Source organism: uncultured Paracoccus sp. (genome assembly GCF_947496875.1).
GTDB lineage: Bacteria > Pseudomonadota > Alphaproteobacteria > Rhodobacterales > Rhodobacteraceae > Paracoccus.
Genome location: NZ_CANMEH010000003.1, coordinates 362,964 through 384,760, shown reverse-complemented (window position 1 = coordinate 384,760; position 21,797 = coordinate 362,964). Strand labels below are relative to the sequence as shown.

Below are 21,797 nucleotides of genomic sequence, written 5' to 3'. Positions count from 1 at the left end.
CGCGTCAGGCGCGATCCAGATTTGCACCGATCAGACCCGCCACCTGATCGGGGTGAGTCAGGGGCAGCATGTGTCCGGCCCCGGGCACGACGGCCCGACCCACATCACCCAGCCGGCCGGAAAGCGCCGCAAGGATCTCTGCCATGTGAGGCGGCGAATCGCCGCCGCGGATCAGCATCACCGGGGCCTCGATGGATTCCAGCCCGCCCTCGCGCAGGATGTCGGCACGATCCTGCGACAGGGTCGGGCTGGTCTCGACGATCAGCTCGATCTGCCGCTCCAGCGCCGGCCGCACCGCCTCGGGCATTGCGTCCAGCCCGCCGGGCCCGCCCCAGCGATCCAGAAACAGCCGAACCGCCTCGTCCCGACGGTCCTGCGCTAGCAGGTCGACGAGCGAGGCATGTTCTTCGGCCTGGGCCGGAACGGCTGGCGCGGCGGCGAACAGGACCGGTTCGATCAGCGTCAGGCTGCGCACCAACTCGGGCCTGTCGACCGCCAGTCGCAGCGCCACCGTCGCGCCGATAGAATGACCGATTAGGTCGATCGGACCGTCGATGAGGTCGGCAGCGATGCGTGTGATCGTTGTATGGAAGTCCGACATGTCCTGCTGCCAGGGCTTGCTGCGCCCGTGGCTGGGCATGTCAAAGGAACGCAGGTCCACGCGGCCCCCAAGCCGCTGCGCGATCGGACCCCAGTACGACGCGCTGCCCATCATGCAGTGCAGTGCAAGGGCCGGGCGGTCCCGGTCTCCGGGCCAGTGGCGGTGGTGGACGGCCGTCACCTCTGCGCCAGGTGACGGTCCAGAAACTCGAGCCGGTCCTGACCGAAGAATTTCTGCCCGCTCTCGCGAACGACGTAGAAGGGCGACCCGAACACGCCGGCCTCGACGCCGCGTTCCAGGTTGCGGCCGTATTCCTCTGCCCCGACGAACAGGCCCCGGTCGGCGAGTCCCGGATCGAACCCCTGCGTGGTCAGCACGTCGCGGATTACCGCATCATCGGCAATGTCGCGCCCTTCCACGAAACGCGCGCTCAGAAAGCCGCGCACCAGTTTTCCGATCCGATCCCGCGATTCGGGGGGGCGCTGGTCATCCGCGCCCTCGGCCGCCTGCGCCGCGATGATGGCATAGGACGACGGGGCCATGTTGGTCATCGGCACGTCCATCCGCAGTTCCATGCCCAGATGAGCCGCCCACCGGGGCAGTTCCTGGGCTCGGTACTCCATCCGCGATGGGTGGCGGTCGGCCGGACGCACCCCCCCGGTGCGGTCGAACAGCTGAAGGATGTCGAGCGGACGATAGGTGACGAGCGCGCCGTGTCGTCGGGCGATCTGTTCGAGCCGATCACCCGCAAGATAGGCCCACGGGCTGATCGTACCGAAGTAGTAGTCGATCTGCGTCATGTCCTTTTCTCACCTCCTGCCGGTTTGCCGGCACGCTAGCCCGGTGTTAATGCGTCCGCAATCACGCGATTCCCTGCCTGATCCGGAGATGCACATGCCCGCCATGACCGAACCCAAGCTAATCGCGGGGAATGCCAACCGCCCGCTGGCGCTGGCCGTGGCGCGCCGCATGTCCATGCATCGCGGCATGAACGTCACGCCGGTCGATGCGCGGGTCGAGCGGTTCAACGACCAGGAGATTTTTGTCGAGGTGTACGAGAACGTCCGCGGAGAGGACATGTACATCGTCCAGCCGACCTCGAACCCCGCCAATGACAACCTGATGGAACTGCTGATCATGGCGGATGCGCTGCGCCGGTCCAGCGCCGCCCGGATCACCGCGGTGATCCCCTATTTCGGCTATGCCCGCCAGGATCGGCGCGCCAAGGCGCGGACCCCGATCAGCGCCAAGCTCGTCGCCAACCTGATAACCGAGGCCGGGGTGGACCGGGTGCTGACCCTGGATCTGCACGCGACCCAGATCCAGGGGTTCTTCGACATCCCTGTCGACAACCTCTATGCCGCGCCGATCTTTTCGCTGGACGTGCTGCATAATTTCCGTGGCAAGCTGGACGACCTGATGATCGTGTCGCCCGATGTCGGTGGGGTGGCACGGGCGCGGGAGATCGCGGCCCGGATCAACGCGCCGATGGCGATCGTGGACAAGCGCCGGGAACGCGCGGGCGAGATCTCCGAGATGACCGTGATCGGCGACGTGGCGGGCAAGACCTGCATCATCGTGGACGATATCTGCGACACGGCCGGCACCTTGGTGAAGGCGGCGCAACTGCTGTCCGACCACGGCGCGACCGAGGTGCATGCCTACATCACCCACGGTGTTCTGTCGGGCCCCGCAGTCGAGCGGATCGAAGGGTCGATCATGAAGTCGCTGGTGGTCACCGATTCCATCGCGCAGCCCGAGGCGGTCAAGAATGCCCGCAACATCCGCATCGTCCCGACCGCGCCGCTGTTCGCGCAGGCGATCATGTCGATCTGGAACGGCACGTCGGTCAGCTCGCTGTTCGAGCTGGACACGCTGCAGCCGATCTACGAAGGCATGTATTCCGCCAGTTGAGCGCGGCAACGACATGTAGTCGGCCCGCGCGGCCCTCCTGTCAGGCTTCCGAGCGCAGCGCCCGCCAGCCGATGTCGCGCCGGCAGAATCCCTGCGGCCAGTCCACCGCGTCGACCAGCGCATAGGCCCGGTCTCGCGCCTCGGCCAGGGTCGCGCCGCGCCCGGTGGCGGCCAGCACCCGGCCGCCGGTCGCGAGCGTCTGGCCCGAAGCCTCGGTCGTACCGGCGTGGAACATCATCTGCGTGGCGGTTTCGGGCAGCTCCTCCAACCCGCGGATCACGGTGCCCTTGACGTAGTCACCGGGATAGCCGGTGGCGGCCAGCTCCACGGTCAGGGCGTGATCATCCGCCCAGGTGACGCCGACCTCATGCAGCCTGCCCTCGGCGCAGGCCTGGATCAGGTCCAGGACCTGCGCGCCCAGTCGCATCATCAGCACCTGGCATTCCGGATCGCCGAAGCGAACATTGTATTCGACCAGCCGCGCCTCCGCGTTCTCGATCATCAGCCCGACATACAGCACCCCCTGGAACGGGGTGCCGCGGCGGGACATCTCGGCGATCGTCGGCTCGACGATCCGCTCCATCACCTGCGCCTGGACCGCGGGCGTCAGCACCGGGGCAGGGGAATAGGCGCCCATTCCGCCTGTGTTCGGCCCCGTGTCGCCTTCGCCCACCCGCTTGTGGTCCTGCGCAGTGCCGATCGGCAGACAGGTGGTGCCGTCACACAGGACAAAGAACGAGGCTTCCTCGCCGGTCATGAACGCCTCGATCACTACCTCGGCCCCTGCCGCGCCGAAGGCACCGCCAAAGGCGGCATCGACCGCCTGCAGCGCCTCGGTCTCGGACATGGCGACGGTCACGCCCTTGCCGCCCGCCAGCCCGTCGGCCTTGATCACGATCGGCGCTCCGGACGCACGCACATGGGCGCGGGCTGACGGGGCATCGGTGAAGCGTGCCCAGGCGGCGGTCGGCGCGCCGCAGGCGTCGCAGATTTCCTTTGTGAATGCCTTGGAGCTTTCGAGCATTGCAGCGGCACGTGAGGGGCCGAAGACCGCGATGCCGGCCGTCCGCAGGCTGTCGGCCACGCCGGCGGCCAGTGGCGCTTCCGGTCCGATCACCACCAGGTCGATCGCGTGCTCCTCGCAGAACGCGACCACGGCCGATCCATCCTCGATCGCCAGGCTGGCGCAGCGCGCGATTGCCGCGATCCCGGCGTTCCCCCGGGCCACGATCAGCCGGTCGCATTTCGGGTTCTGCCGGATCGCCCAGGCCAGCGCGTGTTCGCGCCCGCCGCTGCCCAGTATCAGGATGTTCATGCCACTCTGCCCCTCGTGCGCCCGGGTTGAGGTGCTGATAGGCAAGCGATGCCAGCCCCACAAGCCCCGCACGGGGCAGCGTCACTGCGGCCTTGTCAAACACCGGTCCGACACGTCATCTGGCTGACATGGATCTGTTCGAAGACGGCCCAGACAGCAGCCCGGCGCCCGGCAATGCGCCCCCCCTGACGGTTTCCGAGATTTCGGGGGCGATCAAGCGGGTGATCGAGGGCGAGTTCGGGCGCATCCGCGTGCGGGGCGAGGTCGGGCGGGTGTCGCGCCCGGGATCGGGGCATCTGTATTTCGATCTGAAGGACGATCGCGCGGTAATCGCAGCGGTCTGCTGGAAAGCCACGGCCTGCCGCCTGGGACATCGCCCGGAAGAGGGGCTGGAGGTCATCGCGACGGGCCGTCTGACCACGTTCCCGGGGCAATCCCGCTACCAACTGCTGGTGGAAGAGGTCGAGCCGGCCGGCATCGGGGCGCTGATGGCGATGCTGGAACAGCGCCGCCGGCAGCTGGATGCCGAGGGCCTGTTCCACCCTGACCGCAAGCGAGCCCTGCCATTCCTGCCGGGGGTGATCGCCGTCGTGACCTCGCCGTCCGGGGCCGTGATCCGCGACATCCTGCATCGCCTGCGCGATCGCTTTCCGACGCGGGTCCTGATCTATCCGGTAGCCGTCCAGGGCCGCGACTGCGCGCCCCAGGTGGCGACCGCGATCCGGGCGCTGAACGCCATCACGGCCGGCGGGCCGGTGCCGCGTCCGGACCTGATCATCGTCGCCCGTGGCGGCGGCTCGATCGAGGATCTGTGGGGCTTCAACGAGGAAGCGGTGGTCCGTGCCGTGGCCGAGGGCACGATTCCGCTGATCTCGGCTGTGGGGCACGAAACCGATACCACGCTGATCGATCATGTCGCCGACCTCCGGGCGCCGACCCCCACGGCCGCCGCAGAACTGGGCGTGCCCGTCCGGGCGGACCTGGCCGCCCGTCTGGCCGAGGCCGGGGCCCGCATGATGCGCGCCACGGGGAAACGCGATGCCACCGCGCGGCAACGTCTGTCCGATCTCGCTCGCGGCCTGGGGCGTCCGCAGGCGGCGACCGAGACGGCGCGGCAGCGGCTGGACCTGACCGGGCCCCGGCTGGAAACCGCGCTGCGCGGCTTCGTCCGCAGCAAGCGGCACAGCGTCACGGCGCTGGACCTGCCGATCTTTGCACTGCGCGATTTCACCCGGACCACCCGAACGGGCTTCGATCAGCTGGTGCTGCGCTTCCTGGCCGCCCCGGCGCGGGGCATCGCCGACCAGCGTCGCGCCCTTCCAATGCTCTCGCTCGGCAGTCTGTCCCGCAAGGTGGTTGCGGAACGTCGCCGGTACGAGGGGCTGGATCTGCGTTTCGGCCCCGCCGCCGAGCGTAGGTGGCGGGCGCAGCGCGACGGGGTGGCGCAGCTGTCGCGGCGGCTGGCGACCGCGCGGGCGCGCATGGTCGCGGATGCACGGCGCGCCCAGCTGGATCGGCAGTCGGCGGTTGGTGCTGTCGGTAGGCGGCTGGATCAGCAGGGCCCGCGGATCACATCGGATCGGCGCGGCCAGCTCGACAGGCTGGACCGGTTGCGCCAGACGCTGGGGTACACGGAAACGCTGCGACGGGGCTTTGCGGTCATCCGCGGCCCGGACGGCATCGTGACATCGTCGGAACCGGCGTCGCGGGCGCCGCAGCTGCAGATCGAATTCCACGACGGCACCGTGCCAGTCCGGCCTGAGGGTGATCAGCCGCGCGCCAAACCCCGCAAGCCAGCGCCAACGGCGGGGCAGAAGACTCTGTTCTGACCCACGCCGAGACATGCGTCGCGGAGGGCGTGGGCCGAAACAGGCCGGTCAGGCGCTGCTGGTTCTAGGCCGCAGCGTCAGCCAGATCAGCGCCCCCCCGGCCAGGATCAGGAACGGCAGCATGGCCAAATTCACCGCTTGCCAGCCGGCCCCCGGGTTGCCGCCGGAACAGTTCATCAGCCCGCCGGACGCTAGCGAGGCGACGAAGACCCCCCCGAACACCACGGCGTCGTTGATCCCCTGGATGCGCCCGCCCTCGGCCGGGGTATGCGCGGACGTCAGCATTGCCGTCGCACCGATATAGCCGAAGTTCCACCCCAGCCCCAGCAGGATGAGTGCAAGGTGGAACTGCGCCAGCGCGACGCCGGTCAGCGCCACAGCCCCCGACGCGGCAAGGATCAGCAGTCCCACTGCCACGATGCGGTGGGCGCCAAAGCGGTTGATCAGATTCCCGGTGAAGAAGGACGGCAGGAACATCGCGATGACATGCATCGACACGACGTCCGCGGCATCGGACGGAGAGAAACCGCACCCGACCACCGCCAGCGGGGTCGAGGTCATCACCAGGTTCATCAGGGCATAGCTGACCATCGCGCAGATCATCGCCACGGCGATTTCCGGGGTGCGCAGCAACTCGCCAAGTGTTCGTCCCTCGGTCGAGCGGGACCGGGCGACGACCGGACGGGGGCTGTCCAGCAGGGCGAACAGCAGCGGTCCGGCCAGGTTCAGCCCGACGATGATCACATAGGTCGCTGCAAAGGGGATCAGGGTCGTTTCCGAGGTCGCCCGGACCAGCGCCGGTCCCAGGATCGCCGCGATCAGCCCGCCGCCAAGCACCAGGCCGATGGCGCGGGGCTGCAGGTCGGCCGGGGCGGCGTCTGTCGCGGCGAAGCGATAGAAGCCCTGCGCCGACATGTAGACGCCGCTCAGCATCGTGCCTGCGGTGAACAACCAGAACGATCCCTGCCGCAGGCCCAGCACCGCCAGAGCCGCACCCACGGCCGCAACCAGACAGGCCACCGAAAAGCCGAAGCGCCGCCCGCGCCGCGCCATCAGGCCGGACAGCGGCCGCGCGGCAAGGGCCGACCCCAGGATCACCATGGACACGGGCAGCGTCGCGATACACGGGTTCGGCGACAGCATCTGTCCGGCAAGGCCACCGGTGATGAAGATCATCGACATCTGCGCGCCGAGGATCCCCTGCGCAGCGGCCAGAACCAAGATGTTGCGCCAGGCCCGGCGCAGGTCGGCCGTCTGCGCGGTCATGCCCCGGATTTCCGGCTCGTCCCTTCCCGCAGCCGAGCTGCGACGCGGGCGCGATCGCCGATAGCGGTCCAGTTCCCGGCGCGCTGGTCGGCATCGGGGGCGACCCAGCTGCCGCCCACCGCGAGAACATTGGGCAGCGACAGGTAGCTGCCGGCATTGTCGGCGGTGATGCCGCCGGTAGGACAGAAGGACAGCATCGGCAAAGGTCCATTCAGGGCGCGCAGAAGCGCCACCCCGCCGACGACCTCGGCCGGAAACAGCTTCAGCATGTCATAGCCGTGGTCCCGGGCGATCATCGCCTCGGTCGGCGTCGCGACGCCCGGCAGCAGCGGCAGCGCCGCGTCCTCGCAGGCCGCGACCAGCGCGTCGGTCAGTCCGGGCGCAACGCAGAAGGTCGCGCCGGCCTCCTTGGCGCGATAGACATCGGTGGCACTGAGCACCGTGCCGGCCCCGACATGACCGCCCGGCACACCGGCCATGGCGCGGATCGCGGGCAGCGCCGCGTCGGACCGCAACGTGACCTCGAGAACCGGCAGCCCGCCGCCGATCAGGGCGGTGGCGAGATCCACGGCACCGGCCGCATCGGGCACGACCAGCACAGGGATCACGGGGGCAAGGGCGCACAGCTCGCGCGTGCGCCTGGACTGGCTCTCGGGGGTCATGCCGGCTTCCTTTCGAATCTGCGCGGACCGTGCGCCACTGCCGCGCCGCGATCAAGGCGCCGCAGTTCCCACGGCAGCGACCGATCAGCGCAACCCGACCTCAGCCGCCGACGCTACGGGTCCCTGCGCCGGTGCGGGCCGTCGACGATGCGCCAAACCCGCCCCGCTGCGCCACCTGGGTGGCCGACATCGGTGGCTTGCCGATGGTCGACGGGGCCCGCGTGAACGTGCTGCTGGGAACCCGACCGGCGCCGCGGTTGCTGGCAAAAGTCTGGTTGCCGCTCGGGGTGGAATAGCCGTTCGGGGTGCGCACCATCGGCTGGCTGAAGATCCCGCCCCCGCGCGACAGCATCGACCCCATCATGTACCCGACCAGCAGCGGCATGAAGCTGAACCCGCCGCCCTGGTTCTGCTGGGCGGCTGGATCGGTGCCGCAGGCGCCGGGGCCGTGTTCCTGTTCGCACAGTTCCTGGCTTTCATAGCGCGGCGCGGTTTCCAGATGTTCCTGCTGGGCCGCTGCGAACTGGGTCTGGCAGTCCTCCTCGGTGAAGAACAGCCCGCCCTCCTTTGCCGCTGCGAGGCAGCTGTCCAGATCGGGAAACGCCTGCGCCTCGACCTGATCGTCTTCACAGGCCGACAGGCTGAGCACCGCGGCACCGGCAAGCACCAGCGCCACATGACGGGACCGCTTCAGCGTCGAAGGTTTTCGGGTGGTCATGGCTTACCCCTCGATGAAATGCGGTTTGAACCGCGACAGATTGTGTGTGATGCGCGATCGATCCTCGCGCATGCCCAGCCCGGCGCAACTGCGTCCGACGATCCAGGCGCCCAGCACTGGATGGAATCCGTCGAAGTCGGGCAGGGGCGCCAGCGCCTGGACGATCTGCACGTGGTGAGAATAGCTGTCATCCGGCGCCTGATCCGTCACCTGCCCGTCCTCGGTGATGACGACGCCCGCACCCTCGCGCGAAAAGATCGGCTTGCTGACCTGTCCGCGGGCAAGTTGCGGTTCGGCAGCCGCGATCGCCGCGGCGAACGCGGTCGGCTCACCCCGGCGCGCCGCCTCGACATCGGCGGCGAAGAAGGCGGGCAGCAGGTTGGGGTGGTCGGGGAACATCTGCCACAGCAGCGGCAGCACCGCCTTGTTCGACAGCACCGCCTTCCATGGCGGCTCGATGAAGCGGGTGGACGACGACTGCAGATGCGCGCCGAACTCGTCGCGCATCATGTCTTCCCACGGATACAGCTTGAACAGCGTGCCGATCACCCGGTCCTTGTCGTCGGCGAACTGGCCCTCGTCGCTCAACCCGATGGCGGCGAGATCGGTGAAATGCGCCCCCAGCCCGGCCTCGCGCGCGGCCCACGCCAGCGCCTCGACGGTGGCGTAATCCTCGGGGTTGTCGCGGTTGGCCGCAAAGTGGATGTCCTCGCCCTGCGGCGCCATCTCTGCCCAGCGTTCGACAAGTGCCTCGTGGATCCGGTTGAACTGGTCGGTATTAGGGCCCAGGACGCCGGCATCCCGCTGCTCCTCGAACCATAGCCACTGGAACGAGGCGGATTCATACAGCGATGTCGGGGTGTCGGCGTTGTACTCCAGCAGCTTTGCCGGACCGTTGCCGTCGTAGGCCAGGTCAAAGCGGCCATACAGCTCGGGTTCGCCATGCGCCCAGCTGCGTTCCACGAGATCCCAGGCGGGGCGCGGGATGGCGAGGCGGGTCATCCATTCCTCGGACGTGACCGCATGCGCGACGGCCTGCCGGCACATCTCGTGCAACTCGGTCGAGGGATCCTCGATGTCGTCCTCGATCTGGCGCAGGGTGAACCGGTAGGCCGAGGTTTCGTCCCAATACGGCTCTCCGCCCATGTCGGCAAAGGTGAATCCCAGCTCGGCGGCGCGATCGCGCCAGCCGGGCCGTTCGGGAACGGTGATCTTCTGCATGGCGCGACCCCTGGTTTGTGTCGATGTGGCGGCTGCGGGCAGGTGATGCAAGATCCGGGTAGCCTTCAGCCGCCGGCGCGCGCCTGCTCCGCCAGCGATTGGGCCACCTGCGGGGCATAGTAGGTCAGGATGCCGTCGCAGCCGGCGCGCCGGAACGACAGCAGGCTTTCGGCCACGACGTCGCGCTTCAGCCAGCCGGCGCGGATCGCACCTTCCAGCATCGCGTATTCACCGCTGACCTGATAGGCAAAGGTCGGCGCGCCGAACTGGTCCTTCACCTCGCGGCAGATGTCCAGATAGGGCATGCCCGGCTTGATCATCACCATGTCGGCCCCCTCGGCCAGGTCGCGCGCCACGCAGCGCAGCGCCTCGTCCCGGTTGGCCGGGTTGATCTGATAGGTCTTCTTGTCGCCGACCAGCCGCCCGGATGCGCCCACGGCATCCCGGAACGGGCCGTAGAAGCCCGACGCGTACTTGGCGGCATAGGACAGGATTGCCACGTCCTTGTGGCCGGCCTGCTCCAGCGCCCGGCGCAGCGCCCCGATGCGGCCGTCCATCATGTCGCTGGGTCCCAGGATGTCGGCCCCCGCCTCGGCCTGCGCCAGCGCCATCCGCACCAGGGCCTCGACCGTCTCGTCGTTCAGGATGATGCCGTCCCGGACGAAACCGTCATGGCCGTTGATGTTGTAGGGGTCCAGCGCGATGTCGGTCATGATGGCGATGTCGGGAGCAGTGCGCTTGATGGCCCGGATGGCCCGGTTGCCGATGTTGTCCGGGTCCCAGGCGCGGGCGCAGCTCTCGTCCTTCAGCGCCGGATCGGAATGGGGGAAAATGCAGATCGCGGGGATGCCGAGCGCGGCGGCCTGTTCCGCCGCGCGGCAGGCACCGTCCAGCGTCAGGCGGTGAACGCCGGGCATCGACGGGATTTCGCCTTCGCCACCCTCGATCTCGGTGACGAAGATGGGCCAGATCAGGTTCTCGACCGACAGGTGGCGTTCCGAGGTCAGCGCCCGCAGCGCCGGCGTGCGCCGCAGACGGCGCAGCCGCGTGGCGGGAAAGGGGGCGATGACGGGTGTGGCGGGCATGGGCACCTCGGGCTGCGTGTGGGTCGGGCGAGTGTCACGGGTTTGCGGGGCCGCTGCAACCTGCCCGATTGCCGATTGCCCCCGCCGGTCATGCCACTAAGGTGACCCGCCGGGAAAGCCGGGCTGGAAAACGGGGCAGGTTTGGGACGGGCAAGGTGATCGGGGGCGGGGGGATCATGCAGTTGCTCGACCTGCGGTCGTTCAGCTCGATCTGGTACTGGCTGATGCTCACCTGGTTGTGGACCCGCAGCGGGCGCAATCTGCTGGGCGTCCCGGTCGAAGTCGTGCAGCGCGCCCATCGGGCGGCGCAGGCCACCGGATTAGGCGGGGCGGACCATGGCACGTCACCTGCCGAGCAGCAGGGACATCCGGGCCTGCTGCTGCTCGACTGGCTGCTGCTGACGCTGCCGCGCTGGCATCTGCCATCGCAAAGCGGTGTGGTGCTGCTGGGGACCGGCGCGTTCCTGCTGACTCTGCTGGCCGGTCTGGGGTTCGGATATGCGCAGGAACTGGCGCAGGCCGTGTTCCTGCTGGTCGCGCCGTTCGGGGTGCTGATGCTGATGCGGGTCCGGCTGGCTCGTCGACTGACCCCGCTGCTGGCGCAGGCCCAGGCGCGCACGCTGCCGCCAACGGTCGTGGCCCGTGACTCCGCCCGCCTGTTGATGCGCCATCGCTGGCAGGTTCTGGCCCTGTCCACGGCAAGCGTCGCGGCGGCGGCGATCTGGGGGACGGCCTGGGTCATCCGGCATCCCTTCGGCCTGTGACCGCCTCTTCGACTTCCTGGACCCGAATGACCCTGCTCTGGCCGCTTGACTCCGCCTGCCCGCCGGTTACCTGACCGGCATGGCCGACCATCTGATCCTGTCCGGTGCGCCCGAGGGCATGGACGCCGCGCTGATTGCGCGCGAGACGGCGGTCGCGGCCGATCGTGGCGGCCCCGTCATTCACGTGGCCCGCGATGACCGGCGGATGGCTGCGACCCGTGCAGCGCTGGCGTTCTTTGCGCCGGCACTGGCGGTGCTGGAATTCCCCGCCTGGGACACCACCCCCTATGACCGGGTGTCGCCATCGGGCGAGATCATGGCGCAGCGCCTGCAGGTGCTTTCGGCGCTGGCTTCCGGTGCGGTTCGCCCGCCGTTCGTGCTGCTGACGACGCTGAACGCGGCGATGCAGCGGGTGCCGGCCCGTGGCATGGTCCGTCGCGCCAGCTTTGCCGCGGCTAAGGGTGAACGGGTGGACGAGGCCCGGCTGCGCGCCTTCCTGGTCCAGATGGGCTTTTCGCAGGCGCCCACGGTCACGGAACCCGGCGACTACGCCGTGCGCGGCGGGATCATCGACATCTTCCCCCCCGGGGGGACCGGGCCGGTGCGGCTGGACCTTTTCGGGGACGTTCTGGACGGGATCCGCCGCTTCGACCCCGAAACCCAGCGGTCGCTGGGCAGCATCGACCGGATCGAGATCGCGCCGGTGTCCGAGGTGGTGCTGGACGACGACGCCATCACCCGTTTTCGCACCACCTATCGTGCGGAATATGGCGGCGGTGGCAACGACCCCCTGTACGAGGCTGTCAGTGCCGGACAGAAAACCGCGGGGATGGAGCACTGGCTGCCCTGGTTCCACGACGGGCTGGACAGCCTGTTCGATTATCTGCCGGATGCCTCGGTCGTTCTGGACGATCATCTCGACCAGGTGCGGGCCGGCCGCTGGCATACGGTCACCGAACAGTATGACGCCCGGCGCGAGGCGATGACCCGGCGGGGGGCCGACAGCGTCTATCGCCCGGTCCCGCCGGCTGCCATGTTCCCGGACGAGGCGGAGTGGGACGGCTGGCTTGCGCGACACCGGGTGCTGCGTCTGTCCGTGCTCCGGCAACCGCCCGGCCCCCGGGTGCTGGATGCGGGTGGACGGGCCGGCCGGAACTTCGCGCCGGAACGGCAGGCCGAGAAGACCGACCTGTTCGCGGCCCTGGCCGATCACGTCCGCAGCCTGCAGAAGGACCGCCGCGTCGTCATAGCGACCTTTTCCGAAGGCGCCCGGGACCGCCTGGCGGGTCTGCTGGGCGACGAAGGGCTGACCGCCGCGGTCCCGATTGCAGACATCCGTAACCTGCAGGATCGCACCGGGGCGCTGGGGCTTGCCGTCTGGCCACTGGACGAAGGCTTCGTGGCAGACGGACAGGCCACGGGGCCGCTGGCGGTGATTTCGGAACAGGACGTTCTGGGCGACCGGCTGATCCGGGGCGCGCGAAAGCGGCGCCGCGCCGATAATTTCCTGAAGGACACGACGTCGCTCAGTCCGGGCGATCTGGTGGTCCATGTCGAACACGGCATCGGGCGATACATGGGGCTGGAGACGATCCAGGCCCTTGGCGTTCCGCATGACTGTGTCGCACTGGAATATGCGGGGGGCGACCGGTTGTACCTGCCGGTCGAGAATATCGAACTGCTGACCCGCTACGGGCATGAAGAAGGGCTGCTCGACCGGCTGGGCGGGGGCGCGTGGCAGGCCCGAAAGGCACGGCTGAAGGAACGCATCCGGCTGATCGCGGACAAGCTGATGCGCGTCGCGGCCGAACGCATCCTGCGCGCCGCCCCCGTGCTGGAGCCGGAGCACCACGAGTGGGAGGCATTCGCGGCCCGGTTCCCCTACGCCGAAACCGACGACCAGATGGCCGCGATCGAGGACGTGACCCAGGATCTGGCTGCGGGCCGCCCGATGGACCGGCTGATTGTCGGCGATGTCGGCTTCGGCAAGACCGAGGTCGCGATGCGCGCGGCCTTCGTTGCCGCGAGTCAGGGCAAGCAGGTGGCCGTTGTCGCCCCGACGACGCTGCTGGCCCGCCAGCATTACCGCAGCTTTGCCGACCGTTTCCGCGGCACCGCCGTGGCGGTCCGGCCGCTGTCGCGCTTCGTCGGGGCAAAGGATGCAGCGGCGACGCGCGCCGGATTGGCCGATGGCAGCATCGACGTGGTCGTCGGCACCCACGCCGTACTGGCCAAGCAGGTCAGGTTCAAGGATCTGGGGCTGCTGATCATCGACGAGGAGCAGCATTTCGGCGTCGCCCACAAGGAACGGCTGAAGGAACTGCGCTCGGACATCCACGTACTGACCCTGACCGCCACGCCCATTCCGCGCACGCTGCAGTTGTCTCTGACCGGGGTGCGGGACTTGTCGGTGATCGGCACGCCGCCCGTCGACCGGCTGGCGATCCGCACCTATGTCAGCGAATTCGACAGCGTCACGATCCGCGAGGCCCTGCTGCGCGAGAAATATCGCGGCGGGCAGAGCTTCTTCGTCGTGCCGCGCCTGTCGGATCTGCCCGAGGTCGAGGACTGGCTGAAGGAACATGTGCCCGAGGTCACGACCATCGTCGCGCATGGGCAGCTGGCCGCAGGCGATCTGGACCAGCGGATGAACGCTTTCTACGACGGCAGTCATGACGTGCTGCTGGCCACGTCGATCGTGGAGAGCGGGCTCGATATCCCACGGGCCAACACCATGGTCGTCTGGCGGGCCGACATGTTCGGGTTGGCGCAGCTCTATCAGATCCGCGGCCGGGTCGGACGGTCCAAGACCCGCGCCTATTGCTATCTGACCACCAAACCCCGGGTGCCGCTGACCCCGCAGGCGGTTCGGCGGCTCAAGTTCCTGGGCTCAATCGACAGCCTGGGCGCCGGCTTCAACCTGGCCAGCCAGGACCTGGATCTGCGCGGCGCCGGCAACCTGCTGGGCGAGGAACAGTCGGGGCACATCAAGGAGGTCGGCTTCGAACTGTACCAGCAGATGCTGGAGGAGGCGATCGCCAAGCTGAAATCGGGCGAGATCGAGGGCACGCCCGAGGACGAATGGGCGCCGCAACTGAACCTGGGCGTGCCGGTTACCATTCCGGAAAGCTACATCCCCGACCTCGACGTGCGGCTGGAACTGTACCGGCGGCTGTCGCAGCTGACCACGAAGGTAGATCTGGAAGGTTTTGCCGCCGAGCTGATCGACCGCTTCGGCGCCCTGCCGCGCGAAGTGAACACGCTGCTGCTGGTCATCCGGATCAAGGCGATGGCCAAGCGGGCCAATATCGCCCGGCTGGACGCCGGTCCCAAGGGCGCAACGGTCCAGTTCCACCTGAACAAGTTCCCCAACCCAGCCGGTCTGGTCGAGTTTCTGGCCGAACAGCGCGGGCTGGCCAGAATCGCCGACAACAAGGTGATCGTTCAGCGCGACTGGAAATCCGACGCGGAGCGGATCAAGGGCGCGTTCGCGGTCGCCCGGGATCTGGCCGCCAAGGCCAAGGTCGGACAGGAGGCCCCGCAGCCGGGCTCCACCAAGCGACGCGCCGGTGAAACGGCGAAGGATGAGCCGAAGGCAGGTGGCCTTTCCAGCCGATCCGGGCGTTCAGCCGGGACAAACGTCGGCAAGACCGGCGGGTCCAGCGCCGGAAAGGGTCCGCGTCAGCCCGTTGACGTCACCGTACCGTCGGGCAAACGACTCGGGACCAATGACGACCAGCGTGGGGCCGCCCGGTCGAAGGCTGCGCGCTCCGTCTTCGACCGCAAGGGAAAGCCGCGTCCGCGCTGAACGGCGTCACGGCCGGGCCCGTCAGTCGAACACCCGCCGGGCGCATTCCAGCGTCATCCCGAACGCGTGCCCGCCAGTGGCGTCCCGCGACACCGTCCCGCACCATTGCCCCTGGATCGAGAACAGGCTCTTGGTGTGCCCGCCGGCGGGCTGATAGGCGACACGCCGACCGCCGGCAGAAAACAGGTTCAGTGCCCCGCCGGCCTGCACGGCATAGCCGGCGTAATCGCCATCAGGCGTATAGACGGCATTTGCACCGCCTGGAGCGTTCGCGGAGTTCGACGGCGCGTTGCCCGGCGCCCCTGCGGCGTTCGCCCGATTCCCCGCAGAGTTGGGGAACTGCGATGGCGCGTTGCGCACATTGGCGGGGGAGTTGGCTCGCGCCCCGGGCCCCAGATCAAAGGGCAGCTGCGACTGGTCCAGCACGAACAGCACCCCTTCCGCCACGGCAGGCGAGGGGCACAGCGGCACCAGACAGGACAGGAACAGGACCGTTCTCAGCATGCTGCCGTTCTAAGACAGGGCGCCCGGTGAGGTCCAGCGACGGATGGGAGAGGCGGCCTGCATTCGCAGCGCATTGTTGACTTCGTCCCGTGCCCTGCCCATTCAGGCGCTAGGCGCGCGAGAGGAAGCCGATGCTGAAGACCCGGATCATTCCCTGTCTCGACGTGGCCGACGGCCGCGTGGTCAAGGGGGTGAACTTCGTCGATCTGATCGACGCCGGCGACCCGGTCGAGGCGGCACGCGCCTATGATGCTGCCGGGGCGGACGAGATCTGCTTTCTGGACATCCACGCGACCCACGAAAATCGCGGGACCATGTACGATCTGGTAACCCGCACCGCCGAGCAGTGCTTCATCCCGCTGACCGTCGGGGGCGGCGTGCGCAGCCATCGCGACGTGCGCGACCTGCTGCTGGCCGGGGCGGACAAGGTCAGCTTCAATTCGGCCGCGGTGGCGGACCCAACCGTTGTGGCCGAGGCCGCCGCGCGGTTCGGCAGCCAGTGCATCGTCTGCGCGATCGACGCCAAGACCGTCGCCCCGGGTCGCTGGGAGATCTTCACCCATGGCGGCCGCCGCCCGACCGGGATCGACGCGGTGGAGTTCGCCCGCACGGTCGCGGCGCAGGGTGCGGGCGAGATCCTGCTGACCAGCATGGACCGCGATGGCACACGCACGGGCTTCAATCTGGAGCTGACGCGGGCCATCGCCGACGCGGTGCCGGTGCCGGTGATCGCCTCGGGCGGGGTCGGCACGCTGGATCATCTCGTCGAGGGTGTAACTGAAGGCCACGCCAGTGCCGTTCTGGCCGCCTCGATCTTTCACTTCGGCACCCACACGATTGCCGAGGCCAAGGCCCACATGGCGGCCGCCGGCATCCCGATGCGGCTGTGACGATGGGCACGGACTCGCATCCGCTGGACCGCCTAGCCGCAACGGTGGACACGCGCCGCGGTGCCGATCCGGCAACCAGCTGGACTGCGCAACTGCTGGCCAGGGGGCCGGCAAAATGCGCCGAGAAATTCGGCGAAGAAGCGGTCGAGGCCATCATCGAGGCGGTCCGCGGCGACCGAACGCGTCTGGCCGCCGAAGCGGCCGACACCCTCTATCACCTGCTGGTTATGCTGGCAGCCTGCGAGGTTCCCCTGGCCGCCGTCTGGGACGAGTTGGAGCGGCGCGAGGCGCAATCGGGTCTGACCGAAAAGGCGGCACGGGCGGGCAGCCAGCCGGAGTGACAGGAGCCGCCTCAGGGCGGGCGGCACTTCGCAGGATGTCGGGAAACGGTCCTAAACCGGCGACTTCGGACCGGAATCGGGTTGTAACCGAGCCATTGCTCCGCAGCATGGCTGACCAGGAATCGCGGCAGAAGGGAACGCTTTCACCGCCGCACGGCTTGAACGTGACCGAGGGACGAAACTGGCCGACATGAAAGGACGGGTCTGATGCAGAACTGGATGGCGCGACTTGGACTTAGGGGCGATCCTGTCATTTTCTTTGTGTCCGCCGGACTGTCTCTGCTGTTCGTCATCCTGCTTGTTGCGATGCCCCAGACGATCGGCGCCGCGTTTTCGGACGGACGCACCTGGATTGTGACGAACCTCGGCTGGTTCTTCATTCTGGGCGTAAACGTCTGGCTGGGCTTCCTGATCTGGGCGGCCATGTCGCGCCACGGCCATATCCGGCTTGGACCACGCAGCTCTTGGCCCGAATACTCGAATGTGTCGTGGTTCACGATGCTGTTTGCCGGAGGCATCGGCACCGTGCTGATGTTCTGGGGCGTGGCCGAGCCGATCAGCCATTACCAGAGTCCGCCCCTTCCGGGGGTCGAGCCCTTCACGGTGCAGGCGGCGCAAGACGCAATCTCGATCTCGCTCTACCATCTTGCGCTGCATACCTGGACGATCTTCACGCTCCCGGGGCTGGCATTCGGGTATTTCATCAATCGCTACGACCTGCCGATCCGGGTGAGTTCCGTCTTCTATCCCCTGCTGCGCGAGCGCATCCACGGCCCGGTGGGCAAGGCCATCGACATCGCCTCGATCCTCGGCACGCTGTTCGGGGTGGCCGTCTCGCTGGGTCTGGGCTCGTCGCAGGTGGCCGCCGGGATTTCCGAGCTTTTCGGGATCGGCAACAGTGTCATGCTACGCGTCGCCATCCTGGTCACCCTGACAGCCGTCGCGACGGCATCCATCGTGGCGGGGCTGGACAAGGGCGTGAAGCTGCTCTCGAACATCAACATCGGCATCGCCGTTGCGCTGATGGTGTTCGTGCTGGTGACCGGAAGCACCCTCTTCCTGCTGCGCGGCATCGTCGAGACGATCGGCCTCTACATGTCGAACCTGCCGCGCCTCGCGTTCTGGAACGACATGCTGCACGGCGAAGGGATGGCGACCGGTCCCTGGGGCTGGCAGGGCAGCTGGACGGTTTTCTACTGGGCGTGGACCGTGACGTGGTCGCCGTTCATTGGCATCTTCGTCGCGCGGATTTCGCGTGGCCGCACGGTGCGCGAGTTCGTCTTCGGCGTGCTGCTGGCGCCGACGCTTTTCACGGTCGTGTGGTTCGCGATCTTCGGCTGGCAGGCCATGCAGATTGACGGGTTGGGCCAGGCGGCGCGTGCGGCGATGGGGGCCGATGCAGGTGCCATCAGCCGGGCCGTGTCGGAATCCGTGCCCCTGGCCATGTTCGCGTTCTTTGCCGAATTGCCCTGGGCAACGCTGATGCAGGGGATCGCGGTGGTGGTCGTCGCGATCTTCTTCGCGACGTCATCGGACTCGGCGTCGCTCGTGGTGGACATGCTCTGCACCGGAACGCCAGAGCCGGGCCCGGTGCGGCAGCGCGTGTTCTGGGGGGTGGCTGAGGGAGCGATCGCCGCGATGCTGATCCTGCTGGCAGGTGAGGCAGGACTGACCGCTTTGCAGGAGGTCATCACGGTCGTCGGACTGCCGATCTTCGTGCTCGTGTGCATGATGATCCCGGCGTTAATCCGTGGCTTCGCCGCAGAGGACATCGATCACGTCACGGTGGGCAAGCGTCCAGCGCTGAGCGACTTCGACACGGTTACGGAGACCAGCAGCGACGGGAACGCGTGAGGATCTGCAAACAGTCGGTTGCCGTCTGCTTGTGCTCTGAGCAGCGACGAAACCGCGACGTGGCAAGTGCTCTGGTCGGCTCGGGCCTGGCGCCCCGTGTCGCCCGGCCGTGCCAACCTGCCGCCCGTGCGGTCACACGGGTATCTCACAGGGTCGTTCCGAAGACGTCCGGAATGACAACGAAAGAGCGCCAAGGCCGAGCAAACGGCCTTGGCGCTCCAGGAATGATGGTGGGTGATAACGGATTTGAACCGCTGACATCTTCGATGTGAACGAAGCGCTCTACCGCTGAGCTAATCACCCGGTGGCGGCCTGATAGCGTCTGTCACACAGCGCTGCAAGTCACCTTCGTAGAAAACCTCCGCCGAGATCATCCCGCGGCCAGCAAAACGGCGGGCGAGATTACTCGCCCGCCGTTCCGATCACTTGAGGCCAGCTCAGTGCGCGGTGGCCGTATTGGCCGCATCGTGACGGGCGGCCAGCCGCGCCGCCTCGGCCGCGGCGGCCTCTTCGGCTGCTTCGTCCCACTCCAGCGGCTCGGGCATCCGCACCAGCGCGTGACGCAGGACCTCGCGCACGTTCGAGACGGGGATGATGGTCAGCCCTTCCTTCACGTTCGCCGGGATCTCGGCCAGATCCTTTTCGTTCTCCTGCGGGATCAGAACGGTCTGGATCCCGCCGCGAAGGGCCGCCAGCAGCTTCTCCTTCAGGCCGCCGATGGCGAGCGCGTTGCCGCGCAGCGTGACCTCGCCGGTCATCGCCACGTCCTTGCGGACCGGAATGCCCGTCATCACGCTGACGACAGACGTCACCATGGCCAGACCTGCCGAGGGGCCGTCCTTGGGGGTCGCGCCCTCGGGGACGTGAACGTGGATGTCGCGCCGCTCGAATTCGGGCGGGCGAATGCCCAGTTCCGGCGCCACCGACCGGACGAAGCTGGAGGCCGCGTCGATCGATTCCTTCATCACGTCGCCCAGCTTGCCGGTCGTCTTCATCCGGCCCTTGCCCGGCAGCTTCAGCGCCTCGATCTGCAGCAGATCGCCGCCCGTCTGCGTCCAGGCAAGCCCCGTGACCACACCGACCTGATCATGCTGTTCGGCCAGCCCATACCGGTGCCGCCGGACGCCCAGATACTCGGCCGCCTTTTCGGGCGTCACCTCGATGCTGGTCGCCTGACCCTTCAGGATTTGCGTCACCGCCTTGCGGGCCAGCTTGGCGATCTCGCGTTCCAGGCTCCGCACCCCCGCTTCGCGGGTGTAGTAGCGGATGACATGGGTCAGCGCCTCGTCGGTGACCGAGAACTCGCCCCGCTTCAGACCATTGGCCTTGATCTGCTTGGGCAGCAGGTGCTGCTTGGCGATCTCCCGCTTCTCGTCCTCGGTGTAGCCGGACAGCGGAATGATCTCCATCCGGTCCAGCAGCGGCCCCGGCATGTTGTAGCTGTTCGCCGTGGTCACGAACATCACGTTCGACAGGTCGTACTCGACCTCGAGGTAATGGTCGACGAAGGTCGAGTTCTGTTCCGGGTCCAGGACCTCCAGCATGGCGCTGGCCGGGTCGCCCCGGAAATCCTGTCCCATCTTGTCGATCTCGTCCAGCAGGATGAGCGGATTGGTGGTCTTGGCCTTCTTCAGCGCCTGGATGATCTTGCCGGGCATGGACCCGATATAGGTCCGCCGGTGACCGCGGATCTCGGATTCGTCGCGCACGCCGCCCAGGCTGATGCGGATGAATTCCCGTCCCGTCGCCCGCGCCACCGACCGGCCCAGCGAGGTCTTGCCCACGCCGGGCGGACCGACGAGGCACAGGATCGGCCCCTTCAGCTTGGTCGACCGGTTCTGGACGGCGAGATACTCGACGATGCGCTCCTTGACCTTTTCCAGACCATAGTGATCGGCGTCCAGCACGGCCTCGGCCTGCGCCAGATCCTTCCGGGTGCGCGACTTCACGCCCCACGGCAGGGCCAGCAGCCAGTCCAGGTAGTTGCGGCTGACCGTCGCCTCGGCCGACATCGGCGACATCGACTTCAGCTTCTTCAGCTCGGCGTCGGCCTTCTCGCGCGCTTCCTTGCTGAACTTGGTCTTCGCGATGCGTTCTTCCAGGTCGGCCAGTTCGGTCTGGCCGTCGTCGCCGTCGCCCAGCTCGCGCTGGATCGCCTTCATCTGCTCGTTCAGGTAGTATTCGCGCTGCGTCTTCTCCATCTGGGTCTTGACGCGCGACTTGATCTTCTTCTCGACCTGCAGGACCGACATCTCGCCCTGCATCAGGCCATAGACCTTTTCCAGACGCTCCGCGACGTTCAGCGTGTCCAGCAGATCCTGCTTGCGCTCTATGTCGATCCCCAGATGGCCGGCGACCAGGTCGGCAAGTGCGGCGGGTTCCCGCGCCTCGCCGATCGTGGAGATGGCTTCCTCGGTGATGTTCTTGCGCACCTTGACATAGCGCGTGAACTCTTCGGCGACGGTCCGCACCAGTGCGGTCACGCTTTCCAGGTCACCCGGCTCTTCGGTCAGGGTTTCGGCTGTCGCTTCGAAATAGTCGTCATTCTCGACGAAGTCGGTGATCATGACGCGTTCGCGTCCCTCGACCAGCACCTTCACGGTGCCGTCAGGCAGCTTCAGCAGTTGCAGGACGTTGGCCAGAACCCCGGTACGGAAGATGCCATCGTGATCCGGCTCGTCCTCCGCGGCGTCCTTCTGGGCGGCCAGCAGGATCGGGCGGTCGCCTTCCATCACCGCTTCGAGCGCGCGAACCGATTTCTCTCGCCCGACAAACAGCGGGACGATCATGTGCGGGAAAACGACGATGTCGCGCAGCGGCAACACGGCGTAGGTGGTGGGAGAAGATGCAGTGGTCATCTTGGTCCTTTCGTGCCCGGGCATGAGGGGCCCCATCATGGCAGCCCACCGACCCGGCTTGCGACCAATCTAGGATTCCGCCGCCGCTGCTTCAATGGTCGCGATGTTCATCGGATGTTCCGGGGAGGATCAGCTTCGCAGTGTCGGGGGTCGCACCGAGGCCGTCG

Annotated in this window: 17 protein-coding genes and 1 tRNA gene; 7 read left to right on the top strand and 11 right to left on the bottom strand. The window is 67.7% G+C overall.

What is annotated here, in order from left to right; genetic code table 11:
• Positions 1-4: 4 nt before the first annotated feature.
• Both Q0938_RS06280 and Q0938_RS06275 read right to left on the bottom strand, forming a co-directional pair.
• A complete protein-coding gene (locus Q0938_RS06280; protein WP_366942733.1) occupies positions 5-781 on the bottom strand; it encodes an alpha/beta hydrolase in 777 nt (258 codons plus the stop codon).
• Positions 778-1,401 carry a 2-hydroxychromene-2-carboxylate isomerase gene (locus Q0938_RS06275; RefSeq protein WP_299360303.1) on the bottom strand — a complete coding sequence of 208 codons (624 nt, stop codon included), beginning with the start codon at positions 1,399-1,401 and terminating at the stop codon, positions 778-780. Before Q0938_RS06275 ends, Q0938_RS06280 begins: the two co-directional genes overlap by 4 nt.
• Positions 1,402-1,495: 94 nt before the next feature.
• Here Q0938_RS06275 and Q0938_RS06270 point away from each other — a divergent pair, with 94 nt between their 5' ends.
• Positions 1,496-2,515: a ribose-phosphate pyrophosphokinase gene (locus Q0938_RS06270; RefSeq protein WP_299360302.1), complete on the top strand. Its 1,020-nt coding sequence runs from the start codon at positions 1,496-1,498 to the stop codon at positions 2,513-2,515.
• A gap of 40 nt (positions 2,516-2,555) precedes the next feature.
• Here the strand turns inward: Q0938_RS06270 and purD are convergent, their stop codons facing one another.
• On the bottom strand, positions 2,556-3,830 hold the full coding sequence (gene purD, locus Q0938_RS06265) for a phosphoribosylamine--glycine ligase (protein ID WP_299360300.1): 1,275 nt from the start codon (positions 3,828-3,830) through the stop codon (positions 2,556-2,558).
• Positions 3,831-3,958: 128 nt separating this feature from the next.
• On the opposite strand from purD, the gene xseA reads away from it, so the two are divergent.
• The gene (gene xseA / locus Q0938_RS06260) at positions 3,959-5,659 is read left to right on the top strand and encodes an exodeoxyribonuclease VII large subunit (RefSeq protein ID WP_299360299.1); all 1,701 of its coding nucleotides are present in this window, start codon (positions 3,959-3,961) and stop codon (positions 5,657-5,659) included.
• 48 nt (positions 5,660-5,707) lie between these two features.
• Here xseA and Q0938_RS06255 read toward each other — a convergent pair whose 3' ends face one another.
• From Q0938_RS06255 to hemB, 5 genes are all read right to left on the bottom strand, one after another.
• Positions 5,708-6,925: an MFS transporter gene (locus Q0938_RS06255; protein WP_299360297.1), complete on the bottom strand. Its 1,218-nt coding sequence runs from the start codon at positions 6,923-6,925 to the stop codon at positions 5,708-5,710.
• Positions 6,922-7,587: a bifunctional 4-hydroxy-2-oxoglutarate aldolase/2-dehydro-3-deoxy-phosphogluconate aldolase gene (gene eda, locus Q0938_RS06250; RefSeq protein WP_299360295.1), complete on the bottom strand. Its 666-nt coding sequence runs from the start codon at positions 7,585-7,587 to the stop codon at positions 6,922-6,924. The genes Q0938_RS06255 and eda overlap by 4 nt, the downstream gene beginning before the upstream one ends.
• A gap of 100 nt (positions 7,588-7,687) precedes the next feature.
• Entirely contained in the window at positions 7,688-8,305 is a 618-nt protein-coding gene (locus Q0938_RS06245) for a DUF1190 domain-containing protein (protein ID WP_299360294.1), read from the bottom strand.
• A 3-nt stretch (positions 8,306-8,308) separates the two neighbouring features.
• Positions 8,309-9,526, bottom strand: a complete 1,218-nt coding sequence (locus Q0938_RS06240; protein WP_299360292.1) for a glutathionylspermidine synthase family protein — start codon at positions 9,524-9,526, stop codon at positions 8,309-8,311.
• Positions 9,527-9,591: 65 nt separating this feature from the next.
• Entirely contained in the window at positions 9,592-10,611 is a 1,020-nt protein-coding gene (hemB, locus tag Q0938_RS06235; RefSeq protein WP_299360291.1) for a porphobilinogen synthase, read from the bottom strand.
• Between the two features lie 176 nt (positions 10,612-10,787).
• Between hemB and Q0938_RS06230 the strand changes: the two genes are divergently transcribed.
• Both Q0938_RS06230 and mfd read left to right on the top strand, forming a co-directional pair.
• Positions 10,788-11,375: a hypothetical protein gene (locus Q0938_RS06230; RefSeq protein ID WP_299360289.1), complete on the top strand. Its 588-nt coding sequence runs from the start codon at positions 10,788-10,790 to the stop codon at positions 11,373-11,375.
• Between the two features lie 79 nt (positions 11,376-11,454).
• The gene (gene mfd / locus Q0938_RS06225; RefSeq protein WP_299360288.1) at positions 11,455-15,183 is read left to right on the top strand and encodes a transcription-repair coupling factor; all 3,729 of its coding nucleotides are present in this window, start codon (positions 11,455-11,457) and stop codon (positions 15,181-15,183) included.
• 21 nt (positions 15,184-15,204) lie between these two features.
• On the opposite strand, the gene Q0938_RS06220 is transcribed toward mfd, so the two are convergent.
• A complete protein-coding gene (locus Q0938_RS06220) occupies positions 15,205-15,687 on the bottom strand; it encodes a hypothetical protein (RefSeq protein ID WP_299360287.1) in 483 nt (160 codons plus the stop codon).
• Between the two features lie 131 nt (positions 15,688-15,818).
• On the opposite strand from Q0938_RS06220, the gene hisF reads away from it, so the two are divergent.
• From hisF to Q0938_RS06205, 3 genes are all read left to right on the top strand, one after another.
• The gene (gene hisF, locus Q0938_RS06215) at positions 15,819-16,577 is read left to right on the top strand and encodes an imidazole glycerol phosphate synthase subunit HisF (RefSeq protein ID WP_299360286.1); all 759 of its coding nucleotides are present in this window, start codon (positions 15,819-15,821) and stop codon (positions 16,575-16,577) included.
• Between the two features lie 2 nt (positions 16,578-16,579).
• Positions 16,580-16,918: a phosphoribosyl-ATP diphosphatase gene (locus Q0938_RS06210; protein ID WP_299360285.1), complete on the top strand. Its 339-nt coding sequence runs from the start codon at positions 16,580-16,582 to the stop codon at positions 16,916-16,918.
• A gap of 207 nt (positions 16,919-17,125) precedes the next feature.
• Complete coding sequence (locus Q0938_RS06205; protein WP_299360284.1) at positions 17,126-18,772, top strand: BCCT family transporter; 1,647 nt, start codon at positions 17,126-17,128, stop codon at positions 18,770-18,772.
• A gap of 228 nt (positions 18,773-19,000) precedes the next feature.
• Here the strand turns inward: Q0938_RS06205 and Q0938_RS06200 are convergent.
• Together Q0938_RS06200 and lon are read right to left on the bottom strand one after the other, a co-directional pair.
• Positions 19,001-19,075: transfer RNA gene (locus tag Q0938_RS06200), tRNA-Val, on the bottom strand.
• Positions 19,076-19,209: 134 nt separating this feature from the next.
• Positions 19,210-21,630, bottom strand: a complete 2,421-nt coding sequence (gene lon / locus Q0938_RS06195; RefSeq protein WP_299360283.1) for an endopeptidase La — start codon at positions 21,628-21,630, stop codon at positions 19,210-19,212.
• Positions 21,631-21,797 lie beyond the last annotated feature (167 nt).